Source organism: Shinella sp. WSC3-e (assembly GCF_945994535.1).
GTDB lineage: Bacteria > Pseudomonadota > Alphaproteobacteria > Rhizobiales > Rhizobiaceae > Shinella > Shinella yambaruensis.
Genome location: NZ_OZ000530.1, coordinates 2,252,763 through 2,275,560, shown reverse-complemented (window position 1 = coordinate 2,275,560; position 22,798 = coordinate 2,252,763). Strand labels below are relative to the sequence as shown.

Annotated in this window: 19 protein-coding genes; 7 read left to right on the top strand and 12 right to left on the bottom strand. The window is 65.3% G+C overall.

Going from position 1 to position 22,798, the window contains the following annotated elements:
- Positions 1 to 47 precede the first annotated feature (47 nt).
- The 4 genes from AABF56_RS11200 to AABF56_RS11185 are packed head-to-tail and all read right to left on the bottom strand — an operon-like array spanning position 48 to position 6,030.
- Complete coding sequence (locus AABF56_RS11200) at positions 48 to 1,730, bottom strand: 5-guanidino-2-oxopentanoate decarboxylase (RefSeq protein ID WP_272805976.1); 1,683 nt, start codon at positions 1,728 to 1,730, stop codon at positions 48 to 50.
- A 1-nt stretch (position 1,731) separates the two neighbouring features.
- Complete coding sequence (locus tag AABF56_RS11195; protein WP_272805975.1) at positions 1,732 to 2,697, bottom strand: CobW family GTP-binding protein; 966 nt, start codon at positions 2,695 to 2,697, stop codon at positions 1,732 to 1,734.
- The gene (locus tag AABF56_RS11190) at positions 2,691 to 4,418 is read right to left on the bottom strand and encodes an amidohydrolase (protein WP_272805974.1); all 1,728 of its coding nucleotides are present in this window, start codon (positions 4,416 to 4,418) and stop codon (positions 2,691 to 2,693) included. Before AABF56_RS11190 ends, AABF56_RS11195 begins: the two co-directional genes overlap by 7 nt.
- A gap of 28 nt (positions 4,419 to 4,446) precedes the next feature.
- Positions 4,447 to 6,030, bottom strand: coding sequence for an amidohydrolase (locus tag AABF56_RS11185; protein ID WP_272805973.1), 1,584 nt, complete (start codon positions 6,028 to 6,030; stop codon positions 4,447 to 4,449).
- 116 nt (positions 6,031 to 6,146) lie between these two features.
- On the opposite strand from AABF56_RS11185, the gene AABF56_RS11180 reads away from it, so the two are divergent.
- The 6 genes from AABF56_RS11180 (at position 6,147) to AABF56_RS11155 (ending at position 12,510) form a co-directional block, all read left to right on the top strand.
- Positions 6,147 to 7,055, top strand: coding sequence for a LysR substrate-binding domain-containing protein (locus AABF56_RS11180; RefSeq protein WP_244766932.1), 909 nt, complete (start codon positions 6,147 to 6,149; stop codon positions 7,053 to 7,055).
- Between the two features lie 104 nt (positions 7,056 to 7,159).
- Entirely contained in the window at positions 7,160 to 8,251 is a 1,092-nt protein-coding gene (locus tag AABF56_RS11175; RefSeq protein WP_272805972.1) for an ABC transporter ATP-binding protein, read from the top strand.
- Between the two features lie 65 nt (positions 8,252 to 8,316).
- A complete protein-coding gene (locus AABF56_RS11170) occupies positions 8,317 to 9,432 on the top strand; it encodes an ABC transporter substrate-binding protein (RefSeq protein ID WP_244766930.1) in 1,116 nt (371 codons plus the stop codon).
- A gap of 8 nt (positions 9,433 to 9,440) precedes the next feature.
- Positions 9,441 to 10,274, top strand: a complete 834-nt coding sequence (locus tag AABF56_RS11165) for an ABC transporter permease (RefSeq protein WP_272805971.1) — start codon at positions 9,441 to 9,443, stop codon at positions 10,272 to 10,274.
- Position 10,275: 1 nt separating this feature from the next.
- Positions 10,276 to 11,082: an ABC transporter permease gene (locus AABF56_RS11160; RefSeq protein WP_244766928.1), complete on the top strand. Its 807-nt coding sequence runs from the start codon at positions 10,276 to 10,278 to the stop codon at positions 11,080 to 11,082.
- Between the two features lie 33 nt (positions 11,083 to 11,115).
- Positions 11,116 to 12,510, top strand: a complete 1,395-nt coding sequence (locus AABF56_RS11155; protein ID WP_272805970.1) for an FAD-binding oxidoreductase — start codon at positions 11,116 to 11,118, stop codon at positions 12,508 to 12,510.
- 57 nt (positions 12,511 to 12,567) lie between these two features.
- Here the strand turns inward: AABF56_RS11155 and AABF56_RS11150 are convergent, their stop codons facing one another.
- From AABF56_RS11150 to AABF56_RS11115, 8 genes are all read right to left on the bottom strand, one after another.
- A complete protein-coding gene (locus tag AABF56_RS11150; RefSeq protein ID WP_272805969.1) occupies positions 12,568 to 14,076 on the bottom strand; it encodes an amidohydrolase family protein in 1,509 nt (502 codons plus the stop codon).
- Positions 14,077 to 14,117: 41 nt separating this feature from the next.
- Complete coding sequence (locus AABF56_RS11145) at positions 14,118 to 15,011, bottom strand: ABC transporter permease (RefSeq protein ID WP_272805968.1); 894 nt, start codon at positions 15,009 to 15,011, stop codon at positions 14,118 to 14,120.
- Positions 14,996 to 16,042 (bottom strand): ABC transporter permease, encoded by a 1,047-nt coding sequence (locus AABF56_RS11140; protein ID WP_272805967.1) that lies wholly within the window; start codon positions 16,040 to 16,042, stop codon positions 14,996 to 14,998. The genes AABF56_RS11145 and AABF56_RS11140 overlap by 16 nt, the downstream gene beginning before the upstream one ends.
- Positions 16,039 to 17,601 (bottom strand): ABC transporter ATP-binding protein, encoded by a 1,563-nt coding sequence (locus AABF56_RS11135; protein ID WP_272805966.1) that lies wholly within the window; start codon positions 17,599 to 17,601, stop codon positions 16,039 to 16,041. Before AABF56_RS11135 ends, AABF56_RS11140 begins: the two co-directional genes overlap by 4 nt.
- Positions 17,602 to 17,623: 22 nt before the next feature.
- Complete coding sequence (locus tag AABF56_RS11130) at positions 17,624 to 18,649, bottom strand: BMP family ABC transporter substrate-binding protein (RefSeq protein ID WP_443021156.1); 1,026 nt, start codon at positions 18,647 to 18,649, stop codon at positions 17,624 to 17,626.
- Between the two features lie 152 nt (positions 18,650 to 18,801).
- Positions 18,802 to 19,122 carry an NIPSNAP family protein gene (locus tag AABF56_RS11125; protein ID WP_272805964.1) on the bottom strand — a complete coding sequence of 107 codons (321 nt, stop codon included), beginning with the start codon at positions 19,120 to 19,122 and terminating at the stop codon, positions 18,802 to 18,804.
- Positions 19,119 to 20,750 carry a GMC family oxidoreductase gene (locus tag AABF56_RS11120; RefSeq protein WP_272805963.1) on the bottom strand — a complete coding sequence of 544 codons (1,632 nt, stop codon included), beginning with the start codon at positions 20,748 to 20,750 and terminating at the stop codon, positions 19,119 to 19,121. The genes AABF56_RS11125 and AABF56_RS11120 overlap by 4 nt, the downstream gene beginning before the upstream one ends.
- Positions 20,751 to 20,752: 2 nt before the next feature.
- On the bottom strand, positions 20,753 to 21,604 hold the full coding sequence (locus AABF56_RS11115) for a uracil-DNA glycosylase (protein ID WP_272805962.1): 852 nt from the start codon (positions 21,602 to 21,604) through the stop codon (positions 20,753 to 20,755).
- A 224-nt stretch (positions 21,605 to 21,828) separates the two neighbouring features.
- Here AABF56_RS11115 and AABF56_RS11110 point away from each other — a divergent pair, with 224 nt between their 5' ends.
- On the top strand, positions 21,829 to 22,506 hold the full coding sequence (locus AABF56_RS11110; RefSeq protein WP_272805961.1) for a TetR/AcrR family transcriptional regulator: 678 nt from the start codon (positions 21,829 to 21,831) through the stop codon (positions 22,504 to 22,506).
- The last annotated feature ends 292 nt before the right edge of the window (positions 22,507 to 22,798 follow it).

Here is a 22,798-nt window from a genome sequence, read left to right as displayed (position 1 = left end):
TATGTGGCGACGGCCCCCTGTTTGCTCAGGGGTACGAGGCGACGTGCTCAACTGTTTGTGGCGACGGCTCCTGAAAGTGCAATGAAAACAGGGGAGGGGTGTTCAAACGTATGTGGCGAGCGGCATTCTGCCTTGGCGGTTACATAGGCCTCTTCATCGATTTCAATGACCGTGGGGCACGTACGCCGGATGGCCGATCTCAAAAGCGCTGGCAGCTCGCCAGGACTTCTCAGGCGCTCGGCCTTACAGCCGAAGCCGCGGGCGATGGCCAGGAAATCCGGCGTATAGATGTCGACGCCGATCGGCGCGATGCCGCGTGCTTCCATGTAGGTCTTGATCTCGCCGTAGCCGCTGTTGTTCCACAGCAGCACGATGAGCGGCAGGGCGGCCTCGCGGGCGGCGGCGAGTTCGGGCAGGGTAAACTGGATGCCGCCGTCGCCGGCAAGGCAGACGGTTGGCCGGCCGGTGCCGATCAGCGCTCCCGCGGCGGCGGGCAGTGCATAGCCGAGCGTGCCGTAGCCGGTTGCCGAGCAGAACCACGACCGCGGCCTGTTCGCGGCAAAGTCGATGCAGCCGGCATAGACGGGCTGCGCGGAGTCGCCGACAATAATGACGTCGGGCAGGGCTTCGCGTACGATCTCCATGAGATCGACGCCGGCGCGCAGAACCGGATTGAGCATTTCTCGAACAGCCTCTCTGGCGGCCCTTGCACGTGCAGCCCCGTCGTTCGCCGCGCGCGGCGGGATCCTCGCGGTCAGCGCGTCGAGCGCAAGGGCGCAGTCGGCTACCAGCGCGATATCGGCCGGCCGGCCGCGCATGGCCTGCTCGGGATCGATGTCGATGCGGATCAGTTTCCCGGTGATGCGCGCGCCGCCCGTCTCATAGAAATCGTAGTCGGTCGGCCCAAACTCGGTGCCCGCCGCAATCACCAGGTCGGCCGCCTCGATGAGGTTGGCCGTCGCCGCCATGGCGGGGCTGCACGAAACGCCAAGGGGATGGCCCGGTGGCAGAACGCCGCGGCCATTGACGGTCATGATCACCGGGGCGTCGAGCGTTTCGGCCAGCCGGAGCAAGGGGGACGCGGCATCGGCGGCACCGCCGCCGGCCAGGATGACCGGGCGCACGGCCTGCGAACACAGGGCGGCGGCGGCCGTTATTGCCTGCGCTTCCGGCGCGGGGCGGCTGGGGGGCGGCCGCTTCTGCGGAGAGGGCAGTACGGAGGCATCCAGCGTCAGCAGATCGACAGGCAACTCGATATGCACCGGGCGCGGACGGGCCGAAGCGAAGACGGCAAAGGCGCGGGCGATGACCTGAGGCAGCTCCTCCGCCCGCAGCACGGTGTGGCTGAAGGCGGTGAACTGGCGAGCGAGCTGGCGCTGGTCGGGCAGTTCGTGCAGATGTCCTTCGCCCGACCCCATGCGGCCAGGCGGGTTGACGCTGGTGATGACCAGCATCGGCACGGAATCTCCGTAGGCCTGCGCCATGGCGGTGGCGATGTTGGTGAGGCCGGGGCCGGAAATTACGAAGCACACGCCAGGCCTGCCGGTGGCACGGGCATAGCCGTCGGCCATGAACCCGGCCCCCTGTTCGTGACGCGGGGTCACGTGGCGGATGCCGCTGCCCGGCAGCCCGCGATACATTTCAACCGTATGGACGCCGGGGATGCCGAAAACGGTATCCACCCCATATGCGGCAAGCAGTTCGACCAGATAGGTTCCGACGGTCTTCATCTCAGGCAGATCCCTTCTTCCCGGAGCGGGCAAGCGCACCGCAACCGTTCAATTGCGCGAGCACCCCTTCAAACGGCAGATCCCGGCCGAAGCCGACGAGCACGAGCAGGCTTTGTCCGTCGAAGCCCTCGGGCAGATGCGACGCCGGTTCGAAGGAGACCCGCGCGCCGACCACGTGAACGGCGAACAGTCGGCCATCGCTTGCCTGCACGAAACCCTTGGCCCGGTAGATACGGGCAGGCAGCGCAGCGAGCACCCCATGCAGGCGCTTGGCGTCGATGGGGCCGTCATGCCGCCACGTAACGCTTTCGGCCTGCTCGTGAACCGGCACGGCCGCGAAGGGCGAGCTAGCGCCGCGGGAGGGAAAACCGCCGGCGAAAAGGAGGTCGAACGGCACGCGCGCGTTCGTCGTCTCGATGGTCCGCGTGTCGGGAAAGGCCCAGCGCGCATGCCAGGCGTCAAGGATGTCGCGTGATACGAGATCGGTCTTGTTGAGGATCAGGAGATCGGCCGATCCGACCTGCGCTTCCGCAAGACCGGGCGCCGCGGCGATGGCGCCGTCGAAGCCGGCGGCATCGACCAGCACGACGATTGCATCGCCCCTCAGCCGCCCGGCAAAGCGGGCATAGCGTACCGTGTCCATGATCCGCGCGGGATCGGCGACGCCGCTTGCCTCGATGACGATATGGTCGATGTCGATGCGGGCGCTCAGCAGCTCTTCGAGCTGCTCGACGAGGCCCTGGTTCATCCCGCAGCAAACGCAGCCATTGGAGAGGCTGTAGAGGCCGCCTTCCGTTGAGGTGATGAGCGCGGCGTCGATGTTGATCGCGCCGAAATCGTTGACCATCACGGCGATCTTCAGTTCGTGGTCGCCGCCAAGAATATGGTTGACGAGCGTTGTCTTGCCCGCGCCGAGAAAGCCGCCGATCACGGTGACCGGTATTGGTCCGGCCTGCCTGGTCACCATAGTTTCGGGGCCTCGCCGTGCCAGATGGCTTCGGAAGCCGCGTCCAACCGGTCGTGCACGAGCTGCCCCTGCATGAAGGTGAGGTCCACCCTGGTGGAGTGGATGTTGCCCTGCGGCTCGATCTCGAAGAGGTTGCGGTCGAGCACGATGATGTCGGCGGACTTGCCGATCTCCAGCGTGCCGGCCTCGTGCTCGATGCCCATCGACCAGGCGCCGTTTCTGGTCATCACGTCGATGGCCTGGGTGAGGGAGATCGGCTCGCCGAACCGGCCCTCGGTTTCCCCCCAGGGATTGGCCCGGGTCACCATGGTTTCCAGCGCGATCCAGGGGTCGAGCGGACTGACGGGCCAGTCGGTGCCGACGACGGCGACGCCGCCGGCCTCCAGCACGCCCTTGATGTTGTAGGCGCGCGACAGCCGCTCGGGACCGTAGCCGGAGCGGGCGCCGGAGACGAATTTCGAGGGATACCATGAGACCGGCGAGAATTCGGCGGTGACGTTCAACTCGCGAAAACGCTTGAGGTTGCCGCCGTGCAGGATGGTGGAGTGCGCGCATTGATGGCGCACGCCCAGGCCGCCCGGGCGCCGGCGTGCCGCCTCGACGGCGTCCAGAAACGTGTCGGAGGCCGCATCGCCCGTGCAATGGGCGATTACGCGGATGCCTTGCCGGTCCATGTCCCAGACCATGTCGGCGAGATGTTCGGGCGTCAGGTTGAGCTTGCCGCGCCAGGCGCTGTTCGCGCCGTCCCAGGGCGTCATGAGATAGGACGAGCGCGGTTCGACGGTGCCGTCGAAGTGGAATTTCACGGCATTGGCGTTGAGCCGGGCCGAGCGGTAGTAGTGACGTTCGCCGGCGAGCAGCTCCCAGCGGCGGCGCACGGGGAAAATATCGTCCTGCCAGCTGATCGCGGCCTCGACCCTGAGCGTCAGTTCGCCGGCCTGGTCGAGGGTTTGCAGCGCCTCCAGCCGGTTCTCGCAGACATGCACGTATTTGGTGGCGACCACGCCGCGCGCGGACTGGTAGCGTACGCCGTCGCGATAGGCGGCGCGCAGCACCGGGACGGGCGTCGGCGGCATCGCGGCATGAATCAGGGCGTAGGCACCGTCGATGAGCAGGCCCGTCGGTTCGTGGCTGATCGGATCGCGTTCGAGATAGCCGTTGGGAGGGTCGGGTGTCTCAGCGCCGATGCCGGCACGGCGAAGCGCCTCGCTGTTGACCATCATGGTGCCCCACATGCGGTCGAGCAGGGCGACGGGGCGATCGGGCAGCACGTTGTCCAGCCAGTCCCGGCCGGGCACGAGGCCGGCCTGCCGGAAGGTGTAGCGGACGAAATATTGCCCGTAGATCCATTCGCGGTCCGGGTGCCTGGCCGCATAGGCCAGCACGGCGTCGCGCACCTGATCGGGCGTCGGATCGACGATGCCGATGTCCAGATCCTCGGCGTAGCGCGGTGCGAGCGCCAGGTCGGGATGGGTGTGCATGTCGTAGAGACCCGGCATGGCAAACCGGCCGCCGAGGTCCTTTATCCTGGTCTGCGGCCCGATGAGGTACTCCACGTCCGCGCGCTCGCCACGCGCAACGATGCGCCCGCCCGAAACGGCCAGGGACTGGCACCACGGCAATCCGGGATCGCCGGTATAGATACGGCCATTGGTCAGGACGAGGTCGGCGTGAGCGTCGCGGGCTGCGTGGCTGGGGCGATGGTCGTAGAGAGAGCGCATGATCGTCTACCTATGGAGAGGGGCGGCATCAATAGCCGGCGGTCGGGATCCACCATTCGCGGCCGCGCACCGTTGTGACATATTCGGGCCAGCGCAGGCCGATCGGCGCCTCGTAGTCGGCAAGCGGCGGAATCCATCCGGTGCCGCCGACACCGCCGCCGGTGCGCTCCTCGAATTCCCTGCGGGCAGCGGCCCGCACCCCGGCGTTCTGCAGCAGCTCCAGCATCGAATGAGCGATGGTCTTCGATGCGCAGATCACCATCGGATCGATGGTTTCCGGAATGCCGCCCAGTGCGTTCATCACCCAGTCGGGATAGGAGAAACCGGCGGGCCCGCTCAGCATGGGACGGGCGATGTAAAGGCGCGCCGTCGGCGCGTGCCAGCACATGTCGGTATAGTCGTCCGAGGTGTAGTTGACCTGCGAGGGCGGCAGGTCCTGCCGCAGGATGCGCTCGGCCTCCTGCGGGCTGATCAGCCTCTCGCAATCGGGCAGGAAGGGGTTCGACATCGGCTCCAGGCCGACACTGGACTGGATCTCGCGGGCGATCTCCTTCGCGCGGGCGCCCCATTTCGGCGCGCCGACGGCGGCGAGTTTGCCATAGACCAGATCGGCCATCACATGGTTGGCAAGGCCGGGGCGCGATTTCGAGACCCAGATCTTTTCGACGCGGCAATGGGTCAGCCGGGCGGCAGCCTCGGCGTTGCGGTCGAGGATCAGGGTCGCCTGTTCGGCCAGCTCCACGGTCGGCACGCGGATGATGTACTGGATTTCGGAAAGCCGCGCCGGCAGGTTGTCGGCGGTCGCCTGTCCCGCCGTCAGGATCGCCTCGCTGATCGACCAGCCGCCCATATGCGGCAGCATGGAATCGCGCAGCGCCTTGGAGGCGTTGTACATGGTGAAAAGCGCATCGTTGGCGCCGGGCGCACGCACGGCGCTGTGCGCCTGCGGGATCGGCAGGCCGTCGGCCCGTTTCAGCCATGTTTCCGGCTCGTCGCAGACGAAGCGGTACACCATCGCATAGGCCGCGCCGCAATGGGTGTCCCAGTTCACCGTGTTGCACAGCGGCAGCATGTAGCAGGGGTGGAAACTGATCATCGCGTCGAGGCCGTCATAATAGCCCTTGGCGGCGTGGATCGGCTTGGAGCCGCGCACCTTTTCGGCGGGCTCGCCGAAGAACTTCAGCGTGCCGGGAAGACCATGTGCCTGCATCGCTGCCTTGGTGGCGAGAAGGCCGCCGAAGGCGCTCATGCCAAGCGCCGAATGCGGATCGGTATGGCCGCCGGCATGCTCGTTGAGACCGGGGCGGGGGCCTTTCTGCGTGCTTGCGGCCTGGCAGTTGCCCGGCACGGCGTCATATTCGGCATAGCTGGCGATGACCGGGCCACCCTTGCCGTTTGTCCAGGAGGCGGCGAAGGCCGTCGGCATGCCGCCCGAGCCCTCCTCGACCGTGAATCCCTCGCTGCGCAGGCGCTCCACATACCAGGCGGCGGATTCGTACTCGCGCCAGGCCGTCTCTCCCTTGTGCCAGATAGTGCTCGTCCATTCCGACAGGGCGCCGGCGTGCGCATCGACCCAGTTCGTTGCGGTCTCCTCGGCAATGTTTGCGGTCATGTCGTGTCAAGCCCTCGCGTGTTGCACCTGCCATCAGAGGAAAGCAGTGAAAGGCTTGCGCAAAAAGTGATATGTTTTATCGTTTCGTGCAAATTCTGTTCACTTGACGGGGCGTTATGCGGATTCCATCGACACAGGCGCTGCGGGCGCTCGAAAGTTTCGCGCGCCACGGCAGCGTATGGCGGGCGGCGGACGAACTGCACCTGACCCGCAGCGCCGTCAGCCACCAGTTGCGGCTGCTGGAGCGCGATCTCGGCTTCGACCTGCTGGAGCGCGTCGGCAAGGGTGTCGCGCTGACCGCGCGCGGCCGGCGCTATGCCCATGACGTGCACAAGGCGTTGACGATGCTCGGTGATGCCGGGGCGCAATACCGGGACGGCGGCATCGGCGGTTCGTTCCGTATCAGTTGCACGCCGGGCTTCGCCTCGCTGTGGCTATGTACCCATATCGCGGAATTCCAGGAGATGTACCGGGATGTCTCCCTTTCCATTCTCACGCCGCGGCGCCTCGACGATGTGAGCAATCCCGATGTCGACGCGTTCATCGCCTTCGGTGACGGCAACTGGCCGAACCGCAGCGTGGAGCTTCTGTGCGATGTGCGCTTCACCCCGCTTTGCAGCCCGAGCCTGCTCAACCGGCTTGGCGGGTTCGCAAAGCCTGCCGACGTGTTGCGCACGAACCTGCTCCATCTTAACGACTTCGAGGACTGGTCGCGGTGGCTTTCGCTCAGCAAGGTCGAAAACGCCGATCCGGCGAGCGGTATCTTCTTTTCCGACATGAACCTGGTTTTCTCGGCCGCCATAGCGGGGCAGGGCATTGCCATGGGCGATGAGCTCACCGGACAGAAGGCGTTGAGCGAAGGCAGGCTGGTGCGCCCCTTCGACATCGCGGTTCGCGCCTCACGCTCCTACTATCTGGTCGTCGATCCCGCCAAGTCGGATCATCCGGTCCTTCCGGCCTTCCGGGACTGGCTGCGATCCAGCCTGGCCAATGCGGCGGCCGACGCGCAAAGCGTGCGGGTATAGTCGATCCGGATAGGTGAATGGAATTTGCCAATAATGCGAAAATAATTCGGTTGCCGTGAGCCGATTGCGCGCATACGCTTTCCTCGACAGGTGAGGGAGAGCCTATGCAGCAGTCGGGACGTGCAGCGGAACTCAAGGCGGTCGGCATTGGAAAGAGCTACGGCGCGTTCCACGCGCTGAAGAATCTTTCACTCGATGTCGGCCGCGGCGAATTTCTCACGTTGCTCGGCCCGTCCGGTTCCGGCAAGACGACCTTCCTCATGATCCTTGCCGGCTTCGAACGTGCGAGCCGCGGGCAGCTGTTCAGCGACGGCATCGACATCACCGACCAGCCGGCCGAACGCCGCTCCTCCGGCATGGTTTTCCAGGGTTATGCCCTCTTTCCGCATATGAGCGTCGCCGCCAACATCGCCTTTCCGCTGCGCGTGCGCCGCAAATCCGAGGCGGAGATCAAGCGCCGCGTCGGTGAAATGGTCGAGCGTGTCGGCTTGCAGGGCCACGAGCACAAACTGCCGGCGAAACTCTCCGGTGGCCAGCAGCAGCGCGTCGCACTGGCGCGCGCGCTCGCCTTTGAGCCCGGGGTTCTTCTTCTCGACGAGCCGTTTTCGGCTCTCGACAAGAGCCTGCGCGGCCAGATGCAGGCGGAAATGAAGCGCCTGCACGAGGAGACGGGAACGACCTTCGTCTTCGTCACCCATGACCAGAGCGAGGCGCTGGCGCTCTCCTCGCGCGTCGCCATCTTCAATCATGGCGAGCTTCTCCAGGTCGGCACGCCGCAGGAGGTCTACGAGCGCCCCGGCAACCGCTTCGTCGCGGAGTTCCTGGGCGAGATCAACATGCTGCCGCTGCGCGACATCCGTCCGGACGAGGGCGGGGCGAGGGGCCTGTGCGAGGATCGCGAGGTCGCCCTGCGCTTTGCTCCCGGCGAAGCGCGCGGCGACGCCATCCTCGCGGTGCGCCCGGAGCACATGTCGATCGCACGGGAGCCGGCGATCGCCGAAAACAGCATCCCCGTCACGGCGGTATCCTCGACCTATCTCGGCTCCGCGGTGCGCCTCGACCTGATTACGCGCAGCGGGAGCAGGGCCAGCGTCTCTGTCCCGATGGAAGCCGCGCGCTTCGCGCTCGAGGAGGGCAACACGGTCTGGCTGACATGGCCCGCCGAGAGGGGACTTATCCTGCCGGAGACGGTTTGAGAGATTTTACAAGCAGAAGACTGATCCATTGAAGTCCGAAGATCCAAGAAAACAGGGGAACGACAATGAATGAAGCCTTTCAGAAAGACTGCCTCGAAATCCTCGCAGACAAGGTCAAGCGCGGCGAAATGAGCCGCCGGCGCTTTACGCAGCTGGCCGCCATGCTTCTTGCCGGCGCGCCGCTGGCGTTCAGGGCGGGCGGCGCGCTGGCGCAGGAAAAGCAGCTCGTGTTCGTGAACTGGGGCGGCGATGCCGTCACCGCCTATGACAAGGCCTATGGCCAGCCTTTCCAGCAGGAGGCCGGCGTCACCGTCAAGCAGGATGGTTCGGGCCCGACCGAAGGGGCCATCACCGCCCAGTTCAAAAGCGGCGCGCCGAGCTGGGACATCGTTGACGCCGACCCGTTCTCGGCGATCACGCTCGGCAAGCAGGACATGATGGAGAAAATCGACTACGCCGTCGTCGACAAGGGCAAGATGCGCCCCGGTTTCGGCTGGGACTATGCGGCTTCGAGCTACTTCTTCTCCTATGTCATCGCCTATGACTCGGAAAAATACGGCGACAATCCGCCCAAGAGCATGGCCGACTTCTTCGACGTGACGACGTTCCCGGGCAAGCGTTCGCTCTACAAATGGGGCAGCGCCATGTGGGAGGCCGCCCTCCTCGGTGACGGCGTGGCACCGGAACAACTCTATCCGCTGGACCTGAAGCGCGCGCACGACAAGATCGCCGCCTTCAAGGAGAACGTCATAGCCTATTGGGGCGGCGGCTCGGAAAGCCAGTCGCTGCTTCTCGACGGTGAAGCCTCGATGGCCCTGGTCTGGTCGACGCGCGCCTCGTTGATCGAGCAGGATTCGGGCGGCCGCATCAAGTTCATCTGGGATCAGGGCCTGCTGTCCCCGGGTGCCATGGCCGTCATCAAGGGCAATCCCGGCGGCCGCGACACGGCGATGAAGTTCATCGCCAGCGCGCAGGACCCGCAGAAGCAGCTCGTCATGTTCGACATGCTGGGGCAGGGTCCGGCGAACCCCGCTGCCGATGCGCTGATCCCCGAGGAGAAGAAGCGCCTCAATCCGGTCGATCCTGCAAATATGAGCAAGCAGATACCGCTCGATATGGAATGGTACGCCGAGAACTACGGGCCGGCGCTCGACGAATATACCAAGATCATCTCCGCCTGAGCCGCCTTATGTTCGCGCGCTCCCACAATCTCGGCGCGGCGCTCCTCCTGGCGCCGCTGCTCCTGCTCCTCGTGCTGGCCTACGGCATCCCGTTTCTTGGTGTGATGAAATGGAGCGTTATGCTGCCCGAGCCGGGGCTCGGGCAGTATCATGTGCTGCTCACCGACCCGCTGGTGCAATCGGTGTTCGTGCGTACAGCGCGCATCTGTGCGCTGGTGACGGTGACGGCAGTCGCTGCCGCCTATGCGATCGCCTATGTCTGGGTGCGCGGCACGCCGGGCCAGCGGCTTGCGGCGGAATATTGCATCCTCGTGCCGTTCTGGATCTCGGTCTTGACCCGTGCCTTCGGCTGGGTGGCGCTTTTGTCCAATCAGGGGCTCATCAATACCTGGCTGCGTGCGACCGGCATCCTCGATGAACCTCTCGCGCTCGTTCGCAACGAGTTCGGCGTCGTCGTCGGCATGACGCATTTCCTCATTCCCTTCGCGGTGTTTCCCATCGCCTCGGCCATGCGCGCGCTGGACGAGCGCGTCCTGCTTGCCGCGCGCGGCCTGGGGGCAAGCCGCACCCGCATCTTCTGGTCGATATTCGTGCCGATGACGATGTCGGGCATCATCGGGGCCGCGCTGATCGTCTTCGTCTTCGCGCTCGGCTTCTTCATAACGCCGGCAATCCTCGGCGGTGGTCGCAGCGTCATGGTGGCGGAGCTGGTCTACCTTCGCATCTTCCAGAGTCCCGACTGGGGTCTCGGCGCTGCGATCAGCATCACGCTTGTCCTGATCGTCGGCCTGTTGACAACAGCCCTGTTCCGCTTCCTGCGGCCCTCCCAAATGGCAGGTTGACATGAGCGGCTACCGTCCCGGTCCCATCGCCCTGTTCCTCGCCTTTCTGGTGGCGATCTTCCTGCTGATGCCGCTGCTTGCGGTCGTGCCGGTGTCCTTTACTCCGTCGCGCATGCTTTCGATGCCGACGGGAGAGCTGTCGATCAGGCACTATCGTGCGCTTGTCGACGACCCGCGCTGGCTGGACAGTATCCTGCTCAGCTTGCGCATCGGCATCGTCTCCAGCACGCTCGCGACGCTCCTGGCGCTCGTCTTCGGCCTCGGCATATGGATGTTCCGGCCGCGCTACACGGCGGTTCTGGTCGGTTTCGTCTTGTTGCCGATGATCGTTCCGCCGGTGGTTTCGGCGATCACCCTCTACTTCCTGCTCACGTCCATGTCGGGCATCGGGAGCGTCGTCGGCTACGACACGTGGCTCGGCGTGGCACTCGCGCATGTCGTCGTGACGGTACCGTTCGCCGTGGTGCTGATCCTCGTGTCGTTGAGCCAGGTCGACCGGCGCATCGATCTGGCCGCGCGCGGTCTCGGCGCGTCCACCTGGGAGCGGGCGACACAGGTCATCATACCCAACATCAAGTTCGGCATAGCGACGGCGTGGCTCCTGTCCTTCGTGCTGTCCTGGGAAGAGATCGGCGTCACGCTGTTCATCACCAGCGTCAACGCCATCACCCTCCCGCGGCTGATGTGGATGGGCCTGCGCGACAATATCGACCCCTCGATCGCGGCGATCTCGGTCATCCTGATCCTGATCACCGTGACGGTGATGACCGCTCGCGTGGTCTATCGCCGGGCGAGGGGAGCCGCGTGAAGCCGTCCTGCAACCCGTAACATGAGGACAACGATGAGCGTGCGGAGCGATCTTCTCTCCGAGTTGCGTGGCGCCCTGCCGGATGCGACGATTTGGGGGCGGGACGAGCTCGCCGTCCGCGATCCGGGATTCGACGGTCGCAATTTTGGAGCGGCCGCATTGGTCCGCCCGGCGGATGTCGATAGCGTGTCGGCGCTGGTGCGCTTCTGTCTCGAAAGAGGGATCCCCTTGGTTCCGCAGGGCGGCCGAACGGGGCTCGCCGGTGGCGCGGCGACGGTTTCCGGGCAGATCATCTGCGATCTCGGCGCGATGAACCGGGTCGAAGAGATCGATCGTTTGGGCCGGGTCGCGATCGTTCAAGCCGGAGCGCCTCTGGCCGTGCTTCAGGAGGCCGCAGCCGTCCATGGCCTCGATCCCGGCATCGACCTTGCATCGCGAGGCAGCTGCACCATCGGGGGCATGATCTCCACGAATGCCGGCGGCATAATGGCGTTTCGAAACGGCACGATGCGCCATCGTCTTCTCGGCCTCGAGGCGGTATTGCCGGACGGCCGCGTGTTCAGCGACCTGACGCGCGTTCTAAAGACCAGCGCAGGCTATGACCTCAAGCACCTGTTCGTCGGCGCCGAGGGCACGTTGGGCATCGTTACCCGCGCCGTGCTTCGGCTTGAGCCGCTCGGTGGCGCATCGGCCACGGCGCTCATCGGGACCAATGATGCGGCCAGCGCCCAACGGGTCGTCAGCCATTTGCTTGCCATGCCCGGCGCCAACCTGCGGGCTGCGGAAATCATGTGGCGTGACTTTGCCGTCGCAATGGCAGGGATGCTCGGATTGGATTCGGGACGGTTGCCGCTCGGTTCGCCGTGCCTGCTTGCCGTGGAGCTTGGCGCGGCAACCGTCGAGGAGGCGACCGGCGCGCTGGAGGAAGGGCTTTCGAGCATCTGGGAGGAGGCCGGCATTCTCGACGGGCTGGTGGCGGCTTCCATGGAGCAGGCAAGGATCATTTGGCGGCTGCGCGAAGAGACGGAACAGATCGAGCGCATGCACAGCCATCCGCCATCCTTTGACGTGTCTGTTCCCGCAGCTGCAATCGATGGCTATGTCGCGCGGATCACGGACGGTCTCCTGGGGATCGACAAGGGTTATGCGCCTTATGTCTTCGGCCATCTCGCTGACGGCAACCTGCACATTTCCGTCAACACCGACAGTCCGTCGCCCGAACGTTATAGGGCGATCGAGGACGTGCTCTATACGGGCCTTGGAGAGATCGGCGGATCGTTCTCGGCTGAGCACGGGGTCGGCCTCGACAAGCGTAGCGCGTATGAACGTTACGCCGATCCAGTGAAGCAGGATCTCGCGCGGGCGATCAAGGCATGTCTGGACCGGAAATGGGTATTGAACCCCGGTAAGATCGTCACGCCGGTTTAAGGTCGGCGGACGGTTGCGTCATGCTTCCAAGGACAGCCCGGATATCGAGCGGCCTCCCTAGCCGTCATTGCCGGCATAGCGGTTCATGCCGATGGCCTTTGACGTGGAACGCCGGTGGATTTCGGCCATTGTGGGGTGGAAGGCTGCGTTCAGCTTCTCCAGCTCCGCATGCGCGGCCAGATGCGCGGGGACACGCTCACGGATCTCCGCCAGTATCGCGGCCTCGTCGATCGTCTGAAGGCGGCCGTTCCGGACGACGACCTCTCCCGCGACCATCACCGTCTCGATCGACGAACCGTTCTCGGCATAGACGAGATGCTTTGCAATGTCGTTGAGCGGGGTGAAGCTGAGGGTGGTGAGGTCGAGGATCAGAAGATCGGCGGCCTTTCCGACCTCCAGCGAACCGGTGACGTCTTCCAGCATGGCGCTGCGGGCGCCGCCGATCGTCGCCATGGCGAGGATTTCGTCGGCGCGGATCCATCTGTCGTGGTCGGGGCCGGAAACGCTGTGGACCAGGCCGGCGACCCGCATGACGTCGAAGATGCGGGCGGTGTCGTTCGACGAGACGCCGTCCGTGCCGAGGCCGACCGTCACGCCGGCGTCGAGCAGCTGCCGGATCGGCGCGATGCCGGCCCCGAGCTTCTGGTTGGAGACGGCGTTGTGGGCGACCGAGCATCCGGCCTCGCCCATCATCGCGACATCGTCCTCGCTCACCCAGACGGCGTGGGCGATGGTGGTGTTGCGCGACAGTGCCCCGAGATCGCGCATATAGGCGATCAGGCTCTTGCCGAAGAATGCCTGGCCGGTCACGGCCTGCGTCTTGGTTTCGAGAATATGCGTGTGCAGCGGCACGCCCATCTCGACGGCCAGGGCATGGCAGGCCTGAAGCATGTCCGGCGTGCAGCGTTGCGGCGCCGACGGTGCGATCATGAAACTGAGCCGTCCGGCCCGGCCGTGCAGCGCCGCGAAGGCCGAGCGGCAGTAGTCGATATAGGCCGCGGCGGACATGGGCGGACCGAAATCGAGCTTCTCCTGAAGGTGGAGCGGCATCACCTGCCTGGCGTAGGGCAGGGCGTCCAGCGTGTGGACGTTCATGACGGCGCTGGAGACATTGGCACGGATGCCCGCGTCCGCATAGGCGCTGAACACGGCGGAGAGCCGGGAGAGGTCGTGCGCGGGCGGATCGAAGAAATCGTCGCACATCGTCGTGACGCCGTTGCGCAGCGATTCCATCGCCAGCAGGAGGCTGCGCAGGTAGAGAAGCCGTTCGTCGATGACCGGTCCCATCAGCAGCGGATAGGCGTAGAGGAGCCAGATTTCGAGAGGCATGCCTTCAAACCGCCCCCGAAAGAAGGTCTCGCTCGAATGGGTGTGGGCGTTGACGAGGCCCGGCATCACCAGCCGGTCCCGGCCATCGATAATTGTGGCATCCGGGCGCGCTGCGAGGTTCGTCCCGATAGCGGCGATGCGGCCTCCCTCGATCAGGATGTCACCGTTGAACGGCTTGCTTCCGTTCGCGGCATCCATCGTCAGCAGGGTCGCGTTCTTGATCAATGTCTGGGGCATGGGTTTCTCCTGCTCCTGTCGCGCTGCGTCGCGGGCCGGTGTCATTGGTCGCGCAGTTCGCCGAAGGCGTTGTTTGCCCTGGTGCCGCCGCGCAACTGCGTGCTCAGCCAGATGCCGAGGACGGTCGCGATGTAGGGCAGGGCCAGCAGCAGATCGTGCGGGATGCGATCGCCGAAGGTAAGCTGCGCCCTGATGCCGAGCGCGCCGACGACGGCAAAGAACACCGCGGCAAGGGTTGCCCCAATGGGATGGCCGGCGCCGAAGATGACGGCGGCAAAGCCCATGAACCCCCGGCCGGCCGTCATGTTCTGGGCGAAGATCTGGAGGCTTCCGGTGGCGAGCTCGGCGCCGGCAAGCGCGCAGAGCACGCCGCCGATCATCAGCGCGACAAGGCGCATCGCAGACGGGTTGACGCCAACGCCGCGCGCGGCGAAGGGGTGCTCGCCCGACGCCGCAAGGCGCAGGCCGAAACGGGTTCGCCGCAACAGCACCCACATCGCGAACACGATCGCCGGCATGATGAAGACCAGGATGGAGAGCGAGCCGAAGGCTCCGAATGCCGGGCCGATGCGCGGCAGGCCGAAGGGCGCGCTGACCGCCGCCTGTGTCCCGAATATCGACTGGACGGCGAGCGCCGTGCCGCCAAGCCCGAGGCCCGAAAGCCCGAGGCCGGCGATGATCTGGTTGGCTTTGAGCTTCTCCACCACGAACCAGAACAGGATCGAGCCGAGGACGCAGGCCACGATCGCTCCGAGAAGGGCGAGCCAGATCGATTGCGTGAGCACGATGCCGAGAACCGTTGCGCAGGCGCCGGTGATCATCAGCCCCTCCAGGCCGAGATGCCAGATGCCGGCGCGCTGGGCGATGACGCCGGCAAGGGCCACATAGATCAGCGGCGTGCCGGAGCGCAGGATGGCGATTACGAAGTCTTCCATATCCGTCCCCCGAGTTTCGCGATCCGGTCGACGAGACTGGACTTTGCGGTGATGAAGAGCGCGATGGCCGCATTGATGATGTCGATCGCCGAGGACGGCAGGCCGGCCATGATCGGCAGGTAGAGGGCGGCCGAGGCGAGGCCGCCGAAGAACAGCGAGACGAAGGCCGTCCCGACGACGGAGAAATTGGCGACGAGCGCGATGAGGATGGCCGTGAAGCCGTGACCCGGCAGGAAACCGCCGGTCAGCCGCCCGTTGGGGCCCATGAACTCGATGGTGCCGGCAAGACCGGCAAGGGCGCCGCTGAGGAGGAAGCTCGCAAGCCCGATGCGCCAGGTCCTTGCCCCCTGCCATTCGACCATCGTCGGGTTTCGGCCGGCAAGGCCCGACAAGACCCCGAAGGCCGTGCGGTTGACGAGAAGCCACAGGACCACGCCGACCACCACGGCAATGCCGATGATCGTCGGGGACAGGCCGAGCGAGTCGCTGATGCGGTAGGCGCCGTCGAGCGGCCGGCTGGAGGCCTGCTGCCCCGTGCCCGACGGGTCCTTCAGCGGCCCGGCCGTCACGTAGAGAAGCACCAGGCCGGCGATGAAGTTGCCCATCAGCGTGGTGATCACCTCGTCGGCGCCCGACTTCAGCCGGAGCAGGCCAGGCCAAAGCGCCCAAAGCGCGCCGCCCGTCATGCCGGCAAGAAAGCAGGCCGGTATCACGACGGGAGCCGGTGCGCCGTTCAGCCATTCCGCCATGAAGGCGGCAGCGATGGCGCCCATGTAGAACTGGCCCTGGGCGCCGATATTGAAATAGCCCGCCCGGAAGGAAACGGCCACGCCGACCGCCGTGATGAACAGCGGCAGGCCCCAGCGAAGCGCCTGCTGCAGGGCGCCGGTCCGCAGGAAGGCGCCATCGGCGATCGCGTGGAACATCAACGGCGCCGAGTAGCCGGCCGCCTGGAAGATCATGCCGCAAAGCGCAAGGCCGATCAGGATGAAGATCAGGGCACGGAAAACCGAGACAAGACGATCGATCATCTCAGCACTCCTGTCATGGCCGCGCCGACGGCGGCGATATCATAGGGGGGACGGAACTGCGCGACGATGCGTCCGGACAGCATGACGATCACCCGATCGGAGATGTCGAAGATCTCGTCGAGATCGGAGGAGATGAACAGCAGGCCGCAGCCGCGCGAGCGCGCGCTGCGCATCGATTCCCATACGAAGGACGTCGCCCCGATGTCGAGGCCGCGCGTCGGCTGGGCGGCAAGGATGAGGCGGGCGCTTTCGTCCATTTCGCGCGACAGGATGACCTTCTGCGCGTTTCCGCCGGAGAGCGAGCCGGCCCGCTGGCCGACCTCGGAATAGCGCACGTCCCATTGCTTGAGCGCCGTATCGCACTGCCTTCGTATGGCGGCGGGGCTGATGGCGGAAAGGAGCGGCATCTGGAGAAGGCTGCGGGCCGACCAGTTCTCCCAGAGCGAGCTTGTCAGGCTCAGCCCTTCGACATTGCGCTCGAAGGGGATGACGCGCAGCCCGGCCGCGCGCCGGGCCGCAAGCGGGGCGCGGGTCACGTCGCCGTCGCCGATGGCGATCTCGCCCTCGACGAGGTCCGCCAGCGCCGAGATCGCCCGCACAAGCGTCCGTTGCCCATTGCCTTCGACGCCCGCCACCCCGATGATTTCTCCCGGGCGGATGTCGAGGTCGACCTTTTCGAGCGCCGGGCCCTCGGGATCGGGCCGCGTGGAAACGGCACGCATCCTGAGGATGGGCGTGGCCTCGGCGGGGGCGTCGTGCTGCCCGGCATGTGTCACCGCCGCAGTGCCGGTCAGCGCGGCCTTGTCCTCGGAATTCAGGACGCGCGCGCCGGCCGGGCCGATGATGAGTTCCGCCAGGCGATCCGCGTCTATGCCGGCACAGGCCAGCGGTCCATCGACAAGCCGCCCGCCGCGCAGGACCGTCACCGTGTCGGCGATGGCCAGGACTTCCCGGATCTTGTGCAGGATCAGGATGACCGTGACGCCGCGCTCCTTCAATCGGCGGACGCGCTCGAAGAGCTTTTCCGCGCCTTCCGGCGAGAGCACCGCCGTCGGCTCGTCGAGGATGAGCAGCTTGGCATCCGAGACGAGCGCGCGGGCGATTTCCACGCCCTGCTGCGTTTCCACCGGCAGGTCGCGGATGCGCTGCCGGGCCTGGACCTTGACATCGAGCGCGTCGAAATGGGGTTGCCACCGTTTTTCCAGGCGGCTCTTGCTGAACATCCCTCCGCCCGCGGCGCCGAACTGCATCGCCTCGGCAACGGTGAAGGAGGGCGGCAGGGCGAAACTCTGGTGGACGAGCTCGACGCCCGCCATGCGGGCATCGTTGACATTGCCGCCCGGAAGGGACCGCCCGTCGATCGCAAGTTCGCCGGATGCCGGGCGCACGAGACCGGCCAGGACGCGGGCAAAGGTCGTCTTGCCCGCGCCGTTCTGCCCGACCACGGCGTGGATCATGCCACGTTCGAAGACGGCTCCGACACCGCAGAGCGCGACGACGGGGCCGTAGCGCACCGTCACATCGCGGCATTCAAATATGGGGGATCTGTCTTCTTTCATCGCAGCATGATCCGATGGAAGGTCAGAGGTTCGTATTGAACGGCACCTTGAGCGACCCGTCCAGGATCGCCGCCCGCGCCGCGGCTATTTCGGGCTCGACTTCCTTTGCCCTGGCGATGATGTCCGCCGGCCCCTGTTCGGCGAAGAGGGGAGAGCGAATGAAGTCGATCACGCCCGTTCCGAGGCCGGTATGCTCATGCGTGCCACCGGCAAAACCGCTGCCGAGCGCTTTCGTGACTTCGTTGTAGAGCGAGGTGCCGAAGTCCAGGCCGACGATCGAAATGACGGACCTGGGTCCCTGCGGGAACTGTGCCGGATCGAGCACGCTGACCAGCCGGCCTTCCACCTCGTTCGCCGCGGCGATGATGCCGAAGTCGGTCGCGGCCGCGTCGGTCTGGATGTAGTCGATGCCGCTCGAATACATCTGGGTCGCGATCTCCTGTCCCTTGGCCGGGTCCTGGAAGGAGCCGGCGAAGGCGACCGTTACCGACACGTCCGGACGCACCGATTCCGCGCCTGCCTTGAACGCGTTGTAGTCGGCATTGATCGGCGGAATGGAGACGCCGCCGATGAAGCCCAGCTTGCCCGACTTGCTGACGCGCGCAGCGAAGATGCCGGAGAGATAGCAACCGAGATAGTAGTCGTAGGCGACCGTCACGACGTTCGGGATCGCCGGCTCGAAGGGGTCGGCGAAAAGCTGGATCCACTTTGTGTCGGGGTAAGACGGCGCAAGCGCCTTGAAGGGTTCCGCGACCTCGTTGAAGGTCGATACGATAACCGCCGCGCCGGCATCGCCCAGCGTGCGGAAGATGGTCTCGTAGGTCGCCGGGTCCTGGGCGTAGACCGCGCGATATTCGAAGCCCTGTTCCCCGGAGAGCTGCTTGAGCTTGGCGATCATCGAGTCCACCGGGCCGGCATCGCCTGCCGCCTGCGTGTGCACCAGCGCCACGAGGCCGCCCGATGCATGCGCCGCGGCCGTCAAAAGACCGCCCGCCATGGTGAAGGCGGCCAATCCCGCCGACGTCCTGAGGAAGGAGCGGCGGCCGATCGTGTGGCGCAGCACGTTGATTTCATTCGAGGTTCTGTTCGTCATTTTCCCATTCCCTTGCTCTGGAGGTTCGATGTCTGCGTCTTCTTGTCGTTGGGCAGGCGCAGCGCGCCGGCCGATTTCTTTCGGGATGCGGGATACCGCTTCCCGCTTCAGGCGCCCGGCGAGAATGGCGCCGGGTTCATGATCATCACGTCCTGGCGCTGGATCGCATCGAGGGACCAGACCCCGGAAATGAACGCCTGCCATTCGGGATCGGCGTACATGGCGGTCCGCCGCGCCTCGCGGTCCGCGAGGTTGTCGTAGCCCCACATCAGCACCGTCGTGTGCAGGGCGCCGACCTCGCTGACATAGAGCCCGAGAAACGTGTTCAGGTGCCGTTTCTGGATCGGCAGGCCCTCGGCCTCGTATTTCTTCAGCCAGCCGTCGACGGTTCCCGGCCGGAATGTGTAGGTGCGATGCTCGACGATCATCTGGATGTCTCCTTGAGAATGAAATCGGCGGCTCTTTCCCCGATCATGATCGCCGGGGCATTGGTGTTGCCGCTGGAAATGATCGGCATGATCGAGGCGTCGGCGACGCGCAGCCCCTTGATGCCGTGAACGTTCAGGCGGGAATCGACCACGGCCATCGGATCGCTGCCCATCTTGCAGGTGCCGACGGGATGGAACGTCGTCATGGCATTGGCGCGCAGCCACGTGACCATTTCGGCATCGCTTTCGACGGCCGGCCCCGGCGCGAGTTCCTGGCCGCGATACTTGTCGAAAGCCTTCTGGCTGATGATCTCGCGCGTGATGCGGATGGCGTTGATCATCGTGCGGATGTCGAACTCGGTCTGCAGGTAGTTCGCGGTGATACGCGGGCGATCCATCGGGTCGGCCGAACGCAGCGTGATCTCGCCCCGGCTTTCGGGATTGACCGGGCCGACACGCAGCGAGAAGCCGTGATTGGCTTCCACCCGCTCCTTCCTGAACGGGTTCGGGAAATGCAGGTTTGCCGTCTTTTCGAGCGCCGGCATGAAGTGAAGCTGGATGTCCGGCGCCGCAAGGTCGGTGCGCGACTTGACGAAGGCCCCGGCCTCGTAGGGGAAGGTCGTGGCGATGCCTTCCCCGAACAGCATGCCCTGGACAACGGACCAGGTGAGCTTGTCGGCCCTGAGGTCCGAATAGAGCGTGACCGGTTCGCGGCACTCATAGGCCATGACGCAGTCGACATGGTCCTGAAGGTTCTTGCCGACGCCGGGAAGGTCCCGGACGACACGGATATCGTGTTCCGCAAGCTCGCCGGCCGCGCCGATCCCCGAAAGCATGAGAATCTGCGGCGAGTTGACCACGCCGGCCGAGAGGATCACGTCGCGGTCCGCATAGACTTTCGACGTGTTGCCCCTTCGACTGAACTCGACGCCAACCGCGCGGCCGTTCTCGACGAGCACGCGCCTCGTATGGGCACGGGTCAGGATCGTCAGGTTCGGGCGGTCTCTTGCGGGCCTCAGGAAGGCATAGGCCGTGGAGCAGCGCTTGCCCTTGGTGATGGTGAAGTCGTAGCGGCCGAAACCTTCCTGCTCCTCGCCGTTGAAGTCGTCATTGAGCGGATATCCGGCCTCTCCGCCTGCCTGGTTGAAGACATCGAGAAGCCCGTTCCACCCGCGCGCCCGGCAGACGGTAAGTTCGCCCTCGGTGTTGTGGAAGGCACCGTTGCGCTGGACGTGGGCCTCGGACCGCAGGAAGGCCGGCAGGACCTCGTCATAGGACCAGCCGGCAGCACCCATCTGCGCCCATCGGTCATAGTCGTGACGGTTGCCGCGCACATAGATCATGCCGTTGATGGTGGACGTGCCGCCGAGCACCTTGCCGCGCGGCCAGTAGAGCGAGCGCCCGTTCAGGTGCGGCTCCGGCTCCGTATGATAATGCCAGTTGTAGATGCCCGAATGGAACAGCTTGCCCATCAGCATGGGCAGGCGGAACAGCGGATTGAGGTCCTTGCCGCCGGCTTCCAGCAAAAGCACCTTGTTGGCGGGATCGGCGGACAGGCGGTTGGCCAGCACGCAGCCGGCCGAGCCGGCGCCGATGATGATGAAATCGTATGTCTTCGTTGCCGCCATGGTCACCACGCGATGGGACGAGCGCCCATCTCCTCCAGGTAGTCGTTGCAGAGAATGAAAGGGTTGGGCCTTGAAAGGACGGCGTCGGCGCGGGCAGGGTGGTCGCGCAGGATGCAGCGGAAGGGGCTGCCGATCCGTTCGTCGATGCCGGCCTCGGCGAACGCCTCCGCCGCCGCGTCACCGAAGCCCATGAACACGAGCGGTTTTCCCCGCGCCACGAGCCTGCGCAGGGTCTCCAGGATGATCGGGCGCCAGAGTCGCAAATGGCCTCTGGACTGGTGCGCATCGATCTCGACCTTGAAGCGGGTGAGTGTGAGCGAGGCGTTGAGGAGCAGAACGCCTTCGCCGACCCAGCGATCCGCTATGCGGGACGGGGCTTCCAGCGCGACGGTGCCGTTCTCGATGGCGGCAAGCGTCCCCGGCCAATCGGCGAAACTGCGGGCGTAGGAGAGGTCCCCGGTCCGGGCTGCCACGATCAGCTGGGTCCAGACACGGATGCTCTTCGAGAACATCTTGTCCATCTCGCGCCACTCGGCGAGGTTTCCCGCCTCGAAGGCCCGGCCGGTTGCAAAGCCGGGTTCGGGATAGGGGTCCTGGCCGAGGATGACGCAGCGAACGTCCTCAGGAGCGATCCCGTCGAAGGCCCGCAGGCAGTGGGCGCCGGCGGGCATTCCCGGAAAGTGCTTTCCGCGGCGGACGGGAAAGATCGGCTCCCAGACCTCAAGCTCGAGCTCGGGCGCCACCGCATAGAAATCAGGGCCTGCATGCCCGATGAGCGCGCGCCAGGTCTCGTCCAGGTCGGTCGACCAGTCGGCCATGAATTTGGTCATGGCGGCCCGTAGCGACATGGCCATGCGCACCCTCCTCAAGGCAGTCGAATTGCGGCGGCTCCTCCAGAACCTGACCGTTTTGTCAGCTTTTCATGAAGAAAGTTGACCATCTTGTCAACTTCCTTTTTATTGGTGCTTCGAATCCGGGAGAGCCAGAACGCCCGCCCGGCAAGCTCCACCAGGAAGAATTGACCGTTGGAACGAGCGGCGGTTACAAATAAAATCTAAATAAATTAACGGGATAGACGATGACAGAGGAACCGAAAACCAACAATGTGGCCTCTGGTCGAGGGGTTCCTTCGCACGCTGTTTCGGATGAGCGGATCAGGGCACGGAACGTGCTCAAGATCCTGACCGCAGCCGTCGAGGTCTTTTCGAGGAAGGGACTGGATGGTGCCCGGATCGTCGAGATCGCAAAGGCATCGGGGCTGCCGAAGGGCAATGTCTACTACTACTTCTCGTCGAAGGAGGAGATCTACAACGCCACGATCGACCGCCTGATCCATAGTTGGGACGAAGCGTTCCGTCATATATCCGCAGACCGCGAGCCCGCGGAGGCAATCGAGGCCTATGTTCGGGCCAAGCTGGAGCATGCCCGCGGGAACGCGGCCGAAACGCGCTTGTTCGCCAACGAAATCCTGCAGGGGGCGGAGCACCTTTCGCTTGAAGCGCGCGAGCATATGCGCAAGGTCACCGCTGAAAAGGCCGGTGTACTCGATGGCTGGGCGGAGGCGGGAAAGATCGTCAGGGTGGATGCACGGCACCTTTTCATCCTGCTGTGGTCGGCTACCCAGTTCTACGTCGAGTTCGAGGCGCTCGCTTGCGACGCGCTGGACGTCCGGCAGCTTCGAACCGCCGATTACGATCTGGCAGCGAAAACGATCACGAACACTGTCCTGAACGGGCTCCTTGTCCGTCCGGAGTGACGGGCAAGAAGTAAATCGCCCTCCTCATCTCGGCGATCGCGTTCCGGCGGCCGATCAATTTCCACAAGACGCTCTCGTCCATCACCCTCCTGCCCAGCGCGGCTCCCGAAGTCGTCGCCGGCTTCATGTGGATTTCCATGCGCGCCTGCGGTGCCGCCGAGAATATTCAGGCACGCAAGGGGAATGAAGAGCGGCTCGCCCTATGGCGAGGCACGACGCGTTGGCGGACATCGGCAACCGCGCCCTGCTGCGCACCCGCCTGGAGGGAGCCGTCGCGCGGGAAAACCTGCGT

What these genes read in the sequence shown, in the direction of transcription:
- AABF56_RS11200 (WP_272805976.1), bottom strand. Translation starts at nt 1,730, where the DNA reads ATGAAGACCGTCGGAACCTATCTGGTCGAACTGCTTGCCGCATATGGG.
- AABF56_RS11195 (WP_272805975.1), bottom strand. Translation starts at nt 2,697, where the DNA reads ATGGTGACCAGGCAGGCCGGACCAATACCGGTCACCGTGATCGGCGGC.
- AABF56_RS11190 (WP_272805974.1), bottom strand. Translation starts at nt 4,418, where the DNA reads ATGCGCTCTCTCTACGACCATCGCCCCAGCCACGCAGCCCGCGACGCT.
- AABF56_RS11185 (WP_272805973.1), bottom strand. Translation starts at nt 6,030, where the DNA reads ATGACCGCAAACATTGCCGAGGAGACCGCAACGAACTGGGTCGATGCG.
- AABF56_RS11180 (WP_244766932.1), top strand. Translation starts at nt 6,147, where the DNA reads ATGCGGATTCCATCGACACAGGCGCTGCGGGCGCTCGAAAGTTTCGCG.
- AABF56_RS11175 (WP_272805972.1), top strand. Translation starts at nt 7,160, where the DNA reads ATGCAGCAGTCGGGACGTGCAGCGGAACTCAAGGCGGTCGGCATTGGA.
- AABF56_RS11170 (WP_244766930.1), top strand. Translation starts at nt 8,317, where the DNA reads ATGAATGAAGCCTTTCAGAAAGACTGCCTCGAAATCCTCGCAGACAAG.
- AABF56_RS11165 (WP_272805971.1), top strand. Translation starts at nt 9,441, where the DNA reads ATGTTCGCGCGCTCCCACAATCTCGGCGCGGCGCTCCTCCTGGCGCCG.
- AABF56_RS11160 (WP_244766928.1), top strand. Translation starts at nt 10,276, where the DNA reads ATGAGCGGCTACCGTCCCGGTCCCATCGCCCTGTTCCTCGCCTTTCTG.
- AABF56_RS11155 (WP_272805970.1), top strand. Translation starts at nt 11,116, where the DNA reads ATGAGCGTGCGGAGCGATCTTCTCTCCGAGTTGCGTGGCGCCCTGCCG.
- AABF56_RS11150 (WP_272805969.1), bottom strand. Translation starts at nt 14,076, where the DNA reads ATGCCCCAGACATTGATCAAGAACGCGACCCTGCTGACGATGGATGCC.
- AABF56_RS11145 (WP_272805968.1), bottom strand. Translation starts at nt 15,011, where the DNA reads ATGGAAGACTTCGTAATCGCCATCCTGCGCTCCGGCACGCCGCTGATC.
- AABF56_RS11140 (WP_272805967.1), bottom strand. Translation starts at nt 16,042, where the DNA reads ATGATCGATCGTCTTGTCTCGGTTTTCCGTGCCCTGATCTTCATCCTG.
- AABF56_RS11135 (WP_272805966.1), bottom strand. Translation starts at nt 17,601, where the DNA reads ATGAAAGAAGACAGATCCCCCATATTTGAATGCCGCGATGTGACGGTG.
- AABF56_RS11125 (WP_272805964.1), bottom strand. Translation starts at nt 19,122, where the DNA reads ATGATCGTCGAGCATCGCACCTACACATTCCGGCCGGGAACCGTCGAC.
- AABF56_RS11120 (WP_272805963.1), bottom strand. Translation starts at nt 20,750, where the DNA reads ATGGCGGCAACGAAGACATACGATTTCATCATCATCGGCGCCGGCTCG.
- AABF56_RS11115 (WP_272805962.1), bottom strand. Translation starts at nt 21,604, where the DNA reads ATGGCCATGTCGCTACGGGCCGCCATGACCAAATTCATGGCCGACTGG.
- AABF56_RS11110 (WP_272805961.1), top strand. Translation starts at nt 21,829, where the DNA reads ATGACAGAGGAACCGAAAACCAACAATGTGGCCTCTGGTCGAGGGGTT.